The organism is Roseibium aggregatum IAM 12614 (assembly GCF_000168975.1).
Classification (GTDB): Bacteria; Pseudomonadota; Alphaproteobacteria; order Rhizobiales; family Stappiaceae; genus Roseibium; species Roseibium aggregatum.
This window is the reverse complement of record NZ_AAUW01000003.1, coordinates 176528-190119: the sequence shown is the minus strand read 5'-3', so window position 1 is coordinate 190119 and position 13592 is coordinate 176528. Positions and strand designations below refer to the sequence as shown.

The 13592-nt window shown below is 56.7% G+C and carries 13 protein-coding genes; 3 read left to right on the top strand and 10 right to left on the bottom strand.

The genetic code is table 11. From position 1 onward, the window contains the following. Positions 1-7: 7 nt before the first annotated feature. On the top strand, positions 8-1579 hold the full coding sequence (locus SIAM614_RS05385) for a GMC family oxidoreductase (protein WP_006932699.1): 1572 nt from the start codon (positions 8-10) through the stop codon (positions 1577-1579). Positions 1580-1883: 304 nt separating this feature from the next. Here SIAM614_RS05385 and flaF read toward each other — a convergent pair whose 3' ends face one another. The 9 genes from flaF to SIAM614_RS05335 all read right to left on the bottom strand — a co-directional run bounded on the left by flaF (position 1884) and on the right by SIAM614_RS05335 (position 11477). Further along, positions 1884-2201 (bottom strand): flagellar biosynthesis regulator FlaF, encoded by a 318-nt coding sequence (gene flaF / locus SIAM614_RS31125; RefSeq protein WP_081455191.1) that lies wholly within the window; start codon positions 2199-2201, stop codon positions 1884-1886. Next, positions 2131-2625, bottom strand: a complete 495-nt coding sequence (flbT, locus tag SIAM614_RS05375; RefSeq protein WP_006932693.1) for a flagellar biosynthesis repressor FlbT — start codon at positions 2623-2625, stop codon at positions 2131-2133. Before flbT ends, flaF begins: the two co-directional genes overlap by 71 nt. Positions 2626-2717: 92 nt before the next feature. Further along, on the bottom strand, positions 2718-4211 hold the full coding sequence (locus SIAM614_RS05370) for a flagellin N-terminal helical domain-containing protein (protein WP_006932692.1): 1494 nt from the start codon (positions 4209-4211) through the stop codon (positions 2718-2720). 289 nt (positions 4212-4500) lie between these two features. After that, a complete protein-coding gene (locus SIAM614_RS05365) occupies positions 4501-5997 on the bottom strand; it encodes a flagellin N-terminal helical domain-containing protein (protein ID WP_006932691.1) in 1497 nt (498 codons plus the stop codon). 677 nt (positions 5998-6674) lie between these two features. Then, a complete protein-coding gene (locus SIAM614_RS05355; RefSeq protein WP_006932690.1) occupies positions 6675-8171 on the bottom strand; it encodes a flagellin N-terminal helical domain-containing protein in 1497 nt (498 codons plus the stop codon). 708 nt (positions 8172-8879) lie between these two features. Beyond that, positions 8880-9275, bottom strand: a complete 396-nt coding sequence (locus tag SIAM614_RS05350) for a hypothetical protein (protein WP_006932689.1) — start codon at positions 9273-9275, stop codon at positions 8880-8882. Between the two features lie 275 nt (positions 9276-9550). After that, the gene (locus SIAM614_RS05345) at positions 9551-10045 is read right to left on the bottom strand and encodes a hypothetical protein (protein ID WP_006932688.1); all 495 of its coding nucleotides are present in this window, start codon (positions 10043-10045) and stop codon (positions 9551-9553) included. Further along, complete coding sequence (locus SIAM614_RS05340; RefSeq protein WP_157139686.1) at positions 10042-10353, bottom strand: rod-binding protein; 312 nt, start codon at positions 10351-10353, stop codon at positions 10042-10044. The genes SIAM614_RS05345 and SIAM614_RS05340 overlap by 4 nt, the downstream gene beginning before the upstream one ends. Next, complete coding sequence (locus SIAM614_RS05335; RefSeq protein ID WP_040439390.1) at positions 10353-11477, bottom strand: flagellar basal body P-ring protein FlgI; 1125 nt, start codon at positions 11475-11477, stop codon at positions 10353-10355. Before SIAM614_RS05335 ends, SIAM614_RS05340 begins: the two co-directional genes overlap by 1 nt. 331 nt (positions 11478-11808) lie before the next feature. Between SIAM614_RS05335 and SIAM614_RS05330 the strand changes: the two genes are divergently transcribed. Further along, positions 11809-12228 carry a flagellar assembly protein FliX gene (locus SIAM614_RS05330; RefSeq protein ID WP_040439388.1) on the top strand — a complete coding sequence of 140 codons (420 nt, stop codon included), beginning with the start codon at positions 11809-11811 and terminating at the stop codon, positions 12226-12228. Positions 12229-12393: 165 nt separating this feature from the next. After that, the gene (gene dksA, locus SIAM614_RS05325; protein ID WP_006932683.1) at positions 12394-12810 is read left to right on the top strand and encodes an RNA polymerase-binding protein DksA; all 417 of its coding nucleotides are present in this window, start codon (positions 12394-12396) and stop codon (positions 12808-12810) included. Between the two features lie 94 nt (positions 12811-12904). Here the strand turns inward: dksA and SIAM614_RS05320 are convergent, their stop codons facing one another. Then, positions 12905-13510 (bottom strand): hypothetical protein, encoded by a 606-nt coding sequence (locus SIAM614_RS05320; protein ID WP_006932682.1) that lies wholly within the window; start codon positions 13508-13510, stop codon positions 12905-12907. Positions 13511-13592: the final 82 nt, after the last annotated feature.

The following is a 13592-nucleotide window of genomic DNA, read 5'->3' as shown; positions in this document are numbered from 1 at the left end:
GGAAATCATGGCTGCACCTTTTGACCTGAATGACGACACGGTTGTCGTCGTGATCGGAACAGGCGCCGGCGGCGGTGTGCTTGCCAACGAACTGGCGCAGAAAGGCGTGAGTGTCGTGGCTCTGGAGGCGGGCGGACGCTATCTTCCGGATGATTATGTCAACGACGAGTGGGAAAGCTTCGGGCAGCTTGCCTGGGTCGATCCCAGAACCACGTCGGGCGACTGGCGGGTTGCAAAGGACTTTTCCGGCCTGCCGGCCTGGATCGTCAAGGCCGTTGGCGGGACCACCGTTCACTGGGCGGGGGCGTCGATCCGCTTCCAGCCACATGAGTGGAAGGCAAAAACGTCCTACGGCAACGTCCAGGGAGCCAATCTGCTAGATTGGCCGCTGGATGCGGAGGAAATGGATCCCTGGTACACGCTTGCGGAAACAAAGCTGGGCGTGACGCGCACAGGGGGGCGGGCAGGCCTGCCGGGCAACAACAACTATCTGGTTTTCGAGAAAGGTGCCAAGGCGCTCGGTTACAAGGAAGTCCACACGGGCCGGATGGCCATCAATTCGGATGATTATGACGAGCGCATTTCCTGTCAGCAGACCGGCTTTTGTTTTCAGGGCTGCAAATGGGGGGCAAAGTGGTCGGCCGCCTACACGGACATTCCGCGCGGTGAGGCGACCGGAAATCTGGAGGTTCGCGATCACGCCCATGTCGCGCGCATTCTTCATGACGATACAGGCAAGGTGACCGGGGTCGAGTATTTCGACAAGGACGGCAATCTGCAGCTTCAGAAAGCCCGTGTCGTGTGCGTTGCCGGCAACTCGTTCGAGAGCCCGAGGCTCTTGCTGAATTCCGCATCTTCGATGTTTCCGGATGGTCTTGCCAACAGCTCCGGCCAGGTGGGACGCAACTACATGCGCCACACCACCGGGTCGGTCTACGCCATTTTCGACAAGCCGGTGAAGATGTGGCGGGGAACCACCATGGCCGGGATCATCCAGGATGAAGCCCGTCATGATCCGTCGCGTGGCTTCGTCGGGGGCTATGAGCTTGAAACCCTGTCGCTCGGACTGCCGTTCATGGCAGCGTTTCTCGACCCGGGCGGATGGGGCCGGGAGTTCACCAGTGCGCTCGACGGCTATGAAAACATGGCCGGGATGTGGATCGTGGGCGAGGACATGCCTCAGGAAACGAACCGCGTCACGCTCAATCATGATGTGAAGGACAAATTCGGCCTGCCAGTGGCGAATGTTCACTTCGACGATCATCCCAATGACGTCGCCATGCGCAATCACGCCTATAAGCAGGGAATAGCCATCTATGAGGCCGTCGGGGCGACCCGGACCTTCCCGACGCCGCCATATCCGTCGACCCATAACCTGGGCACCAACCGGATGTCGGAAAACCCTCGCGACGGCGTGGTCAATCGCTGGGGGCAGACCCACGATATTGCCAATCTGTTCGTGTCGGACGGGTCCCAGTTCACCACGGGGGCTGCCGAAAACCCGACCCTGACAATCGTGGCGCTGGCCATCCGTCAGGCCGATCACATCGCCCGGGAAATGAGTACAGGCAATCTGTAGTCCTGTGCAGGCCAGCTTCCGGGACGTTGCGCGTTCAGGGGGCTGCCTACCCCGTAGGCTCTAAAGGAATTGTCTGCGCACATTTGAAGCCAGGCATTTCCGGACATGCTGAATGTCTCGTGGCTGCAAATCCTGCCCGCAGCTTGAGGACCCGCTGATCTTCGGTAGAGACTTCCTCCGTCTCCACCGGGGGAGGGCAGATGGACGTTGCAGTCAAGAGAAAGGCCGCCGAGGTTACCCCGGCGGCCTTTCTTGATGTTTGATCGTGTTTTCTGAGACTGTTCTATAACCGGGCGTGCCGGGATCAGGATCTCAGACCCTCGGCGATCGAGCGATTGATGCTGATAAGGGTGTCGAGCTTGTTTTCATCGTCAGTCGTCATGACTGTCATGGTCTGTTTGAACACGAATACGCCGAGCGTGGCGATGTTGTTCTTTATGTCCTGAGGCAGCTCGCTTTCAGCACTGGTCGCGGATGTTACGAGAATTGTCCAGAGCTTGCGATTGTACACCAGGGCGTCATCTTTTTCCGCAAGCGAGGAATTTGCCCATTCATCCTTGATCAACTGAAGCCGGGCTGCGGCCTTCATCAGCAGATTCGCTTCCAGCTCCCTCGGTGACATCGCCACCTGGCTTGTTTTCTGGTAAGCCTGCGCTGCCTGTTTGTACATGACTGATCAGCGTCCCTTCATACTCGATGAGCTTACGTGCTTCTTTCAGTGCTTTATAGAAGGCGCCGGTTAGTATGGCGTTACTAATCCTGGTGACAAAAGGAATTGTACTCGGCGCGGCCTTCACTATGTCATTGACGAGGCTGAAGTAACTCTCCTGTATCTTCTCCAAGTCAGTTGACAGATACATCAGCTGGACGGCCAGGTAGACCCGTTTCGCTGGTGTATCAGCAGTGGCCGGCGTGAGAATGTCCTTTTCTCGCAGAATGGGAGCCTGGCCTTCGATAAAAAGGCGAGTGCGTTGATTGTCATTGGTGATGACACTTTCCCCAATGATAATTCGCTCGCCCGGTTTCAACTCGACCTTGAGCGCCATTCCGTGACCTCCACGCAGAAGTATCGCCATGAAACGTTAACGAAACCGTTAACGATTTGCCCCCGATACCTTAATGATAAACGCCTCCGGTGTTAACCGAACAGGCTCAAGACGCTCTGATCTGCCTGGTTGGCGAGAGACAGAGCCGTCGAAGAAAGCTGCTGACGGGTTTGCAGCGCAAGCATGTTAGCACCTTCTTCGTTCATGTCAGCAATTGTCAGGTGGCCTGCGCCAACCTCAAGCGTGTTGATCAGGTTTTGAGTGAAATCTGTCCGGATTTCCACTGTCGAAAGAGCTGTACCCATGGATCGGGCCGCATTGCGAAGCTCATCCAGCGCCGCGTTGATGGCCTGAAGCGTTCGATTGATATCCGTATCCGACTTGAACTCGGAGGCCGCGGCCGTCAGTGACACGGTTCCCGACGTCGATCCGAGTGTCGTTCTGTTGAAATCGCTGTTGCTGCTGGAAATGTCGAAGGACACTTCGCCGATAAGACTGATGCTGCCTCCCGAGAAGGTCGCATCCAGGCCCTTCACGTTGTTGATGAAGGTCACGAGATCGCTGACCGTGGTTTCTTCATCAATCTCCAGAGAGGCCGGCTCGAAGCCGTTGCCGTCGGTGATCGTGATCGTGTCACCAGCCTGGAAACCGCCGGAGGTGATCAGTGTTGCCGTAGAACTGAGAGGAGACACCGTCATCGTGGTCGTGGTGCCGCCAGTGTCGCCACCGTCCGTCGCTGCGCCACCGCCGGTATTGTCTTTTGAAACATAGAGCGCGTTGTCGAGGCCGGACGTGATCGTGATCGAATCCGTGGCTTCGTCGAAAGTGGCGTGAACGCCGCTCAATTCATTCAATGCGTCGACATAATCCTGCACCGTGGTGATGTCGGTTCCAACCGTCAGGTTGGTGGTGCCGGAGGAGTCCGTGATGCTGACAACGTTGCCGGTTGCCCAGTCGGCGAGGTCCGTCAGGTTTGAGGAGGCCTGCAAGCCCGAAAGGGAAATGGTGGTGGTGCCACTGTAGAGGTTGAAGGACGACGTGCCGGTGCCGCCGGCATCCAGATCGTCCAGATTCAGACCATCCTCCAGCGAAGTATCTGTAAAGTCGACCGGATTGACAGTGAGGTTCGAGGTGCTGTCCTCGTTGAAGATAACTTCAAGCTCGTTGCCGGCGCCGGCAAGAAGGTTCTTGCCCTTGTAGCTGGAGTCCCGCGCCATGTCCTCGATCTGCTCCAGCAGATCGTTGTACTGGCTGGTGAACAGCTTGCGTTCGTATTCGCTGGAGGTCTGCAAGGCCTGGTTCGCGATGGCCTTGGCCGATTCCACCAATTTGGTGATCGACGTAATGCCCTTGTCCGCGGCGCGGATCGTCTGCACCGCCTGGCCCATGTTGTCCAGAAGGTTGGACAGATCGCTTGCCCTGTCGTTGAGCGACTGCGCCGTGAAATAGGAGTTCGGATTGTCGAGCGCTGTGTTGACCTTCAAACCCGTTGCCAGGCGTGTTTGCGTGATCGATTGCAAATCAGCCGTCTGTTTCAGCGACAGGAGATTGTCCCGGACAGCACTGGAGAGAACAATATCAGGCATCAGACTTCACCGCTTTCCCTATTCAGGTCTCGCCAAAGGCATCATGCAGCTATTCCAAGTCGAGCATGCACCTTTGTCGTAAAACTAAATGGAAAGTTAATCGCTGATGCACGTATTAACGTCTCGTAAATAAAAGTTACCAAAAGCTTTCTTTTAAAGCGTTGATTCTGAACGATAAAAAATTTCGCCTTCTGACAGTAATTCAGGCCTGAAACGAAAACGGCGGACCAGTGGCCCGCCGTTTCCGTTGCTTGTTGGTGAGTCGTGCGTCCGACTGATTCTCTTTGAATTAGAAGAGGGATAGCACCGTCTGGTCCGCCTGAGAGGCGAAGGACAGAGAGGTGGACGCAAGCTGCTGACGGGTCTGAAGGGCCAGCAGGTTTGCACCTTCCTCGTTCGTATCGGCCAGGGTCAAAAGACCAGCACCTTCCTGCAGAGTATTGATCAAGGTCTTCGTGAAGTCTTGCCGGATCTCTACAGTGGAGAGGTTGGTACCGAATTCGGAGGCCTGGGACCGCAGGTTGGACAGGCTGGTGTTCAACCGGTCTATGACACGGTTGATGTTCGTATCTGTCGCAAATCCGCTGTCGGAGATAGCTTCGATCACGATGCCGTCCGTGTCGGTGGTGAAGCCGGAGCTTGCGAAGTCCGAGTTGTCACTGGTCAGAGACAGATCGGTTTCCGACGTGATGGTGATGCGGCCGGAGCCCGTGTCGAAGTCAGCGGTGACGCCGTTGAAGTCGTTGATGAAGTTTTCCAGATCATCAACAGTGCTGTCTGCTTCAACTTCGAAAGTGCCGAGTTCGTAGCCGTTACCGTCCGTCAGCGTCAGAGTGTCGCCAACCGCGAAGGAGCCGGAGTCGACCAGGGCATCCGTGGTCGAGGAGAATGCGGTCGCATCGACGAGGGTACCTGCAAAGCTCGTGGTCGCAGAACCGTTACCACCGATGTAGAAGTCTTCATCGGAGTAGATGGTCAGTTCGCCCGTGCCGTTGTCGAATTCTGCACGAACACCGGCAATAGCGTTGAGGCCATCGATCAGATCCTGAACGGAAGCCGTCGAGGAAACGCCGCCGGAGAGCACCGACGGGTTGGTCGCGGTGTCATCAACGAAGGACAGGCTCTGGGTCGTAGAGATCAGAGTGGAGTCCGACAGGGTGGAGGCAGTGTTCAGAGCCGAACCACCAGCATCCTGAAGCGTGATGACGGTTTTGCCGCCACGAAGCTGCAGAGAAGAGGTCGCGCCTTCGCCCTCTGCCAGGTCGGAAAGGTTCAGACCGGTGGAGAGAGCGGTGTCGGTGTAGTCAACCGCTTCAATGGTCAGCTTGGAGGTCGCATCTTCGTTGAAGATGGTGGTCAGGTCGTTGCCGGCGCCTGCAAGCAGGTTCTTGCCTTTATACGAGCTGTCCTTGGCGACATCTTCGATCTGTTCCAGCAGAGCGTTGTACTGTGCTGCGTAGGTCTTACGCTCGTACTGGCTCTGGGTCTGCAGCGCCTGGTTGGCTTTCGCCTTCGCGGTCTCGACCAGATCCGTGATGGTCTGAATGCCTTTGTCCGCGGCTTTGATGGTCTGCAGGGACTGGCCCATGTCGTCCAGCAGAGTGCTGAGATCGCCTGCGCGGGAGTTCAAGCCGGACGCCGTGAAGAAGCTGTTCGGATTGTCCAGCGCGGAGTTGACCTTCATGCCGGTTGCCAGCTTGTTCTGGACGCCCGACATCAGGTCTGCAGTAGATTGAAGTGTGAGGAGGTTTTGCCGCACGGCGGCTGACAGCGTAATGTCACGCATCGGTTTATCCCTTTCCTGGGTCAAATTTCAACTGCTCTTCCTGAGCAGGTTGGGACCGATCATCAGGCGTTAACCTTAATCAATGGTTAAACGCTTGAAAAATTGGGTTATCAGTACGTTAACGCTGCTGAAGGCCTCGCCAGAACTGTCAAGGCCATTGCATTTCAGGTCCGGCTGACACTTCTAAAAAGTATCAATGAGCTTACTGCGGGGGCGGGGGGCTTGGGGCCAGAAGGGAGCTCGCAAGCCAAGAGTTTCTGCGCGGTTGGTTCGCATGAAAAACTGGCCGTCGAAGCGATCAGGAAAAAAATACAGGAGCTGGCATTGGGGGCTGCAAAGACGGCCAGTGGTCGGTTGAGTGGGCGTCCGGCGTAGCCAGGACGGCCTTGATCACGGCAAGGCGTGTGCGCAGATTGCGAGCCGCGTTTTCATCTGTCGGCGCGAAGGGCTTAACAAACGAGCCAGAACCGGAGTTCCCGGCCGAAGCTGCCGGAAACGAAGCGGCTGCATAGAATCAACAAACACCTTCAATCGGGAAGAGGGCAGTCGCCGGCCCTGCTTGTGGCAGCCTGGCGGCGTGTTTTACCGCGAATAGGCGGCAGGTTGTGCGAGTGCCTGAAATGAGAAAAGCGGGCCGGAGCCCGCTTTCCAATGCCGTATTAACCGGAGTTTCTGGCTTAGAAGAGACGCAGAACGTTCTGGTCTGCCTGAGCTGCGAAGGACAGCGAGGTAGAAGCCAGGCTCTGACGAGTCTGCAGGGCCAGCAGGTTCGCGCCTTCTTCGTTGGTGTCGGCCAGCGTCAGCTTGCCTGCACCTTCTTCCAGCGTGTTGATCAGGTTCTTTGTGAAGTCCTGACGGTTTTCAACGATGGAGAGGTTGGTACCGAAGGAGGAAGCCTGGGTTCTCAGGTTGGACAGTGCGGTGTTCAACCGGTCAACCGTGCGGTTGATGTCGGTATCCGTTGCAAAGCCACTGTCGGAGATAGCCGAAATGCCGATGCCCGTGGTGTTCGCGGTGAAGCCGGAGCTTGCGAAATCCGCGTTGTCACTGGTCAGAGACAGGTCGGTTTCCGACGTGATGGTGATGCGGCCGGAGCCCGTGTCGAAGTCAGCGGAGACGCCGTTGAAGTCGTTGATGAAGTTTTCCAGATCATCAACAGTGCTGTCGTCTTCAACTTCGAAGGAGCCGAGCTCGTAACCGTTACCATCCGTCAGCGTCAGAGTGTCGCCAACCGAGAAGGAACCGGAATTGATCAGAGTATCCGTGGTCGAGGAGAATGCAGTCGCATCGACGAGGGTACCTGCAAAGCTCGTGGTCGCAGAACCGTTACCACCGATGTAGAAGTCTTCATCGGAGTAGATGGTCAGTTCACCCGTGCCGTTGTCGAATTCAGCACGAACGCCGGAGATGGCGTTGAGGCTGTCAACGAGATCCTGAACGGAAGCCGTCGAGGAAACGCCGCCGGAGAGCACGGCCGGGTTGGTGGCTGTGTCATCGACGAAGGACAGGCTCTGGGTCGTGGAGATCAGAGTGGAGTCCGACAGGGTGGAGGAGGTGTTCAGTGCGGAACCACCGGAGTCCTGAAGCGTGATGACGGTTTTGCCGCCCTGCAGCTGCAGGGATGCGGAAGCGCCTTCGCCTTCTGCCAGGTCGGAAAGGTTCAGACCGGTGGACAGGGACGTATCGGTGTAGTCAACAGCTTCGATGTCGAGCTTCGAAGTGGAGTCTTCGTTGAAGATGGTTCTCAGGTCGTTGCCTTCACCTGCGAGCAGGTTCTTGCCTTTATAACCGGAGTCCTTCGCCAGGTCTTCGATCTGCGTCAGCAGGTCGTTGTACTGAGCGGCAAACTGCTTGCGCTCGTACTGGCTCTGGGTCTGCAGGGCCTGGTTGGCCTTTGCTTTTGCAGATTCAACGAGCTTGGTGATGCTCGAAATACCCTGATCGGCTGCCTTCAGGGTCTGCGTGGACTGGCCCATGTCGTCCAGAAGCGTGGACAGGTCGTTTGCACGCGAGGTCAGGCCGGAAGCAGTGAAGAAGCTGTTCGGATTGTCCAGAGCGGAGTTCACTTTTTTACCGGTCGCCAGTTTGTTCTGGACGTCCGACATGAACTGTGCGGTGGACTGGAGGGTGTTCAGGTTGGCGCGAACTGCGCTGGACAGAGTAATGTCGCCCATAATGTTTCCTTTCTAGGAGTACAAGATACTCGGACCCTTCCTGGGTCGAGGAACATCTATCGGCAGTTTCTTGTAACAACTTCTAAACAAAGATGGTTAGCGTGAATTAACCTTAACAGCCCCCTAAGCCGAGCAACTAAAATCATTGCCAGAATGAGTTGAGTGGATTGTTTTTAAATAACTATTTTGGTCTTAATGAAGTTCTTAACGGTGCAGGTTGAATGCTTGGCGGTCGTGTTTGAAAAAGCCCTTCTGCGATGGAAAATTCCCTCAAGACGGTCCGCCGACCGGAAACCTGATGGATCTGTTAACCCGCGGTCCAAAGGAGCCAAATGAAAGTGCGGAGAGGGGGCATACGGGGCAACAGACAGGTGGTCGGTTAGGTGCTGTCAGGCAGATCTTGAGGGGCGGTTTGCTGGAAGGCTTCCAGGAGTGAGCGTCTTGGGATCAACGCCTCATTGCAAGTTTTGTAGGGCAAGCTTCATTGGGCAAGCCTGGCAGGGAAGGCACCTTGAGCGCGCTCCAGGGAAGAAACGCAGCTTTGCAATTCAGAAGAGATTGGAGCCAGATCCGGAAGCAAATCCAGGGAAGAGATGACTGGGGCCCTGCCGGAACCGGAATGAGGAGAAGATGGCTGGCAGAAGGGGGCGAAGGCGCATCTGAACGCCGTCGTTTAGCGGGCAGGAACGTTCGCTTGCCCGCAGCCGGTCAGATGACGCGCTGCACCGGTTCCGTCGGAGCCTGACTCTGTTGCGATTGGACAGACTCGTTGTATGCCCGCAGCCGCAGCAGGGTTTCGGCCGGAATCTGACGGACGACCTGACCGGTTTCGGTATTGGTCGCGACATAGACCAGAGCGTCATATTCCGGATCGATGATATTCTGGCGTTCGACAGAAGAAGAAAAGCGATCGCCCAGCGAACGTTGCTCGCGTTCGTTGTTCGCAGTGCGCTGTCCATTTTGCGTCTCTGTGGACGGTCTGACGGTCTCTTCGACCGGAAGGTCCGTTTCAACAGATGGAGCATTGCGCTCCGGTGCCCGCGTAACCGGCGTTATCGCCGTATATGTCGGCGATGGCGGCCGGGCCAATCCCGTGTCCAACATCTTTTCCTCCGGGTGACTAACAACTTTTACCCGATAGACAGAGAAAAGTAACGTAAGGGAATGAATCCTCCGTTAACGGAATGATTAGACTTTTAGGGATTGCGATCTATGCGGTTGTCGCTGTTCCTGATTCGTTTCTGTTGGCAGATTTAGCCTCAGCAATCGGCAACCGGATGAGTTTAGGGAGCCCATCAAATACACGAAAAGCTCCCGATGAGGGAGCCTTTCTTTAAGAACCGCATTACTTCGATCTGCTTACAGGCTGACCGAAATCTTTACAGCGACTGATTGACGGCGATGCCGCGGGCAGACTGAGGACCGACCGGTGCGGAACCGTTGCGTCCATATGTTGTCGGGGCGTTGGCGTTTTTCGCGCCGGCCGCCTTGGCAACACTTGCGACGATGTTGCTGGCAACTTCCCTCGCGGTTGAAAGCACTGCCAGATTGATGCGCAGAACCGGCTGGAACTCGGCATGCTGCCGGCGGAGCGACTGAGTGGAGGCCGGGGACAGGTTACCCAAAGCCACCGCGTGTTCCTTTGCGGTCATCATGCCGCGCGTGTATTCGTGGATCAGCCGGGCCTTGTCCGGCTGAAGTTCGCCGGCTTCCCGGAGTTTGCCCGCCCTGACCAGGTCGGTCTCCATTTCGATAACGGACAAGAGGGCTTCCATCGTGCCGGACAGGGCAGAGCAGAACTGCTCGGCTTCCTGCTGGCTGGTGGGCCGGTCCAGTGAAAACGGAAAGGTGGAGGTGTTGGGTTGTGCGGTCATCTTGACCCCTCTTGCAATGCGAGCAGTTCACGTTCCACGCTGTCGGCAAGGCCGATGCCGCCGCTCGCGGCGATGTTGCGTGCGTATTCGTCGACCAGAAGGCTCTGCCAGGCATCCGCCCCGTGACCCTTGCCCCAGGTGCCGCCGTTCTCAAGGCCAGTGAACATGTTCTGGAGCATGGTGTTCAGGAAAACCGCCTCGAACTCCTCGGCGGCCTCGCGAACCCGGGTCTTGTTTGTCCGGTCAACACCGCGCAGCGTATCCATCGGGCTCTGTTGAAAGGACGTTGGAGAAACCAGCTCGGCCATCAGAGCACCTCGATATCGGCCTGGAGGGCGCCTGCGGCCTTGATGGCCTGCAGGATGGAGATCATGTCACGCGGGCCGATCCCCAGGGCGTTCAGCCCGTCGACAAGCTGTTTCAGCGTGACGGTTTGCGGAACGATGGCGAGTTTGGAGCCTTCCTCGTCAACGCTCACGTCGGAGCGCGGCACGACGGCGGTCTGACCGTTGGCGAAAGGCAGAGGCTGTGAGACCTGCGGAGATTCGGCGATGGTCACGGTCAGGTTGCCCTGGGCAACGGCGACCATGGACACTTTCACATCCTGGCCCATGACAATGATGCCGGAGTTCTCGTCAATGACGATGCGGGCGGCCAGATCCGGTTCGACGATCAATTGTTCGATGTCGGTCAGGAGGTCGACGATGTTGCCGTCGTATTGCTGAGGCAGGTCGATGCGCACGGTTGCCGGGTCGAGAGGCTCTGCGGTCGGCATGCCGATCAGTTCGTTGACGGACAGGGCAATGCGCCGCGCAGTGGTCAGATCCGGATTGCGAAGGGCGAGGCGAAGCGTGGTCAGCGAGGCCAGCTTGAAGTCCAGCTCGCGTTCCACCAGGCCGCCGTTTGCGATGCGCCCGGCGGTCGGTACGCCGCGGACAACGGAAGCGGCATCAGCCTGGGCGGAAAAACCGCCGATGGCGATCGACCCCTGGGCAATGGCGTAGACTTCGCCATCAGCGCCGACCAGCGGAGTGACCAGAAGCGTGCCGCCCTGAAGCGAGTCAGAATCGCCAAGCGCACTGACGTTGACGTCGATCCGGGTACCCTGAGTGGAGAAAGGTGGCAGGTTGGCGGTCACCATGACGGCGGCGACGGTGTTGGTATTGAGGTCGATATTGCGGGTGTTGACCCCGAGGCGTTCCAGCATGGCCTGCAAGCTCTGCTGGGTGAAAGGCGAGTTGTTGAGCGAGTCGCCGGTTCCGTTCAGGCCGACCACGAGGCCGTAGCCGATGAGCTGGTTTTCGCGAATGCCTTCGAAATCGGCGATGTCCTTGATGCGGGATGCGGCCTGGGCCGGCGCCACCAAGGCTGTTGCAGCAACTACGGCGGCAGCCCCCAGAAGCGCCAGCCGCTTGAACCCTTTGCAGATCATGTCACCAACTTCTTGCATTACCGATCTGACCCGTCTTTGTGTTTCCGGCGCTGGGCCGGGAGACAATTTTCTGAGATGCGCAATGCGAGAGCCGTGCCACTTTTTCAAAAGCGGTGGTTCTTTGTATCAAAGTGCCGGAATTCTGCGCCCTTTGCTGGTATGATGGCGAGCATGTCCACGTAAAACTGTCGTTTGGGGTTAAAGAAATGCACCTGCCGGTCGGCAAATATTGCCTCACCCCTAAGGACTCATTTACCCTTCCCGGCAGAATCTGACGGGCTGAGCCGCTCCATACGCCAGAATGACCGTCAGACCGACCGAAAGATCGACCATGCGTATTACAGGCAATAAACCCATTACCGGCGTTCAGGGCCGCGGTGCCAAGAAGAGTGTCTCTTCTGGCGGCAACCAGTTTGCACCGGATCTGGGGGGAGAGGTCTCGCAGTCTTCCCAGACCGCCGGCGGTGCATCCATTCAGGGCATGGATGCCTTGCTGGCTCTGCAGGAGGTGGACGACCGCGCCGAGCGCCGGTCCCGGGCTACAAAGCACGGACACAATCTGCTGGACACGCTGGAATCCGTGCGTGCCGATCTGCTTGCCGGGCATGTGTCGGAAGACAGGTTGGAACTGCTTGCCAGGCAGGTCTCCAAACGCCAGTCGAGTGGTGATCCGGAGATCGATTCAGTGCTGGAGGAGATCGAATTGCGGGTCAAAGTCGAGCTCGCAAAGCTTGGGCGATTCCAGGACTGAGGGAGCTCCAAAACGGTCAAAATTTGCCATCTTAATGATCAAAAATTACGCAACGTCTTGAAAGGTATAAACTTTCTTTGATGCCATTTTTCGCAAATGAACCGTTGTCGGTTGAAGGAACGGTCTATATATTGCGCCCGGCATAACGGTAATCCGGAGCTATCGATGACGGTTGAAATTGAGTCTGAATATCGACCCTCGGAAGACGAGCCGTTCATGAACGACAGGCAGCGCGAATACTTTCGCAACAAACTGCTTGTGTGGAAAGAAGAGATCCTGAAGGAAAGCAAGGAAACCCTCGCCAATCTTCAGGAGGAAAGCCAGAACCATCCCGACTTTGCCGACCGTGCGTCGTCCGAAACAGACCGCTCCATTGAACTGCGTGCCAGGGACCGTCAGCGGAAACTGATTTCGAAGATCGATGATGCGTTGGAACGCATTACAGACGGAAGCTATGGCTATTGCGAAGAGACCGGCGAGCCGATCTCTCTTCGGCGCCTCGAGGCGCGCCCGATCGCAACTTTGTCGATCGAGGCTCAGGAAGCCCACGAGCGTCGGGAAAAAGTGTATCGCGACGACTGATTTCCAGAAACGGCCGGTTTGCCGCGCAGACGGCAGATCCGTAACGACTTTCAAGACCTTCCCCTCGCGGGAAGGTTTTTTTATGCTGTCAACGTCAATAGAAGCCGCTTCTTGGGTTCGTACTTCCGGCGTCGCCAGGATCTTTGCCGTCCAGAATGTCCTTGACCTTGGAGGCTGTTTCGCCGGGGAATTTGAAAATAAATGGGGAGGAGCAAGGCGCCTGCAAGACCGTCAGCAATTCCGGACTTGGATTCGCGGAGATAAAGGCGCTTGGTCCGCGCAACGGCGGCATGTTCGAATTCGCAGCTCTCAGCGCAATCAGAAAACGCTCGTTTTCTTCGCCCAGGCTGATCGGCTCACCAAAGGTCGAATTGTCCCAGGTCACGGAAACTGACTCATCAGGCTCACCTTTGAGCACGGTGTCCACTTCGATCTGAAACTGGGCGTAGTCAGAAAGAAAGCTCCGCATTTTGCAGTATCTGTCGTCCGCGGTTTTTTTGTTTTCACAGCGCTTTTTCTGTATTTCTCTGACTTTGGGGTCTTCAACGATTTTGTAGTTTCGGATTTTTCCAACAACGACAACATCGCCAAATTTGACGTCACTCAAGTCCATTTGAGCGAAGGTGATACAAGCGTTTGCGTCTATGCCACTCGCCAGCAGGTGGATGCTGGCGAGCATAACGAGAGAAAAATAGCGCATTTTCAGCCCCTAAAATCCACAATGAACAAAAACAACTCTTTCAGGTTGTATTTCTTTGTGGCGCTATTTTGGCGAACGGGGC

Bases quoted from the DNA above. Each gene is read 5' to 3' on its own strand.
- SIAM614_RS05330 (WP_040439388.1), top strand. From the start codon at position 11,809: ATGCGTATTACAGGCAATAAACCCATTACCGGCGTTCAGGGCCGCGGT.
- SIAM614_RS05385 (WP_006932699.1), top strand. From the start codon at position 8: ATGGCTGCACCTTTTGACCTGAATGACGACACGGTTGTCGTCGTGATC.
- dksA (WP_006932683.1), top strand. From the start codon at position 12,394: ATGACGGTTGAAATTGAGTCTGAATATCGACCCTCGGAAGACGAGCCG.
- flaF (WP_081455191.1), bottom strand. From the start codon at position 2,201: ATGTCACCGAGGGAGCTGGAAGCGAATCTGCTGATGAAGGCCGCAGCC.
- SIAM614_RS05350 (WP_006932689.1), bottom strand. From the start codon at position 9,275: ATGTTGGACACGGGATTGGCCCGGCCGCCATCGCCGACATATACGGCG.
- SIAM614_RS05365 (WP_006932691.1), bottom strand. From the start codon at position 5,997: ATGCGTGACATTACGCTGTCAGCCGCCGTGCGGCAAAACCTCCTCACA.
- SIAM614_RS05320 (WP_006932682.1), bottom strand. From the start codon at position 13,510: ATGCGCTATTTTTCTCTCGTTATGCTCGCCAGCATCCACCTGCTGGCG.
- SIAM614_RS05370 (WP_006932692.1), bottom strand. From the start codon at position 4,211: ATGCCTGATATTGTTCTCTCCAGTGCTGTCCGGGACAATCTCCTGTCG.
- SIAM614_RS05345 (WP_006932688.1), bottom strand. From the start codon at position 10,045: ATGACCGCACAACCCAACACCTCCACCTTTCCGTTTTCACTGGACCGG.
- flbT (WP_006932693.1), bottom strand. From the start codon at position 2,625: ATGGCGCTCAAGGTCGAGTTGAAACCGGGCGAGCGAATTATCATTGGG.
- SIAM614_RS05340 (WP_157139686.1), bottom strand. From the start codon at position 10,353: ATGGCCGAGCTGGTTTCTCCAACGTCCTTTCAACAGAGCCCGATGGAT.
- SIAM614_RS05355 (WP_006932690.1), bottom strand. From the start codon at position 8,171: ATGGGCGACATTACTCTGTCCAGCGCAGTTCGCGCCAACCTGAACACC.
- SIAM614_RS05335 (WP_040439390.1), bottom strand. From the start codon at position 11,477: ATGATCTGCAAAGGGTTCAAGCGGCTGGCGCTTCTGGGGGCTGCCGCC.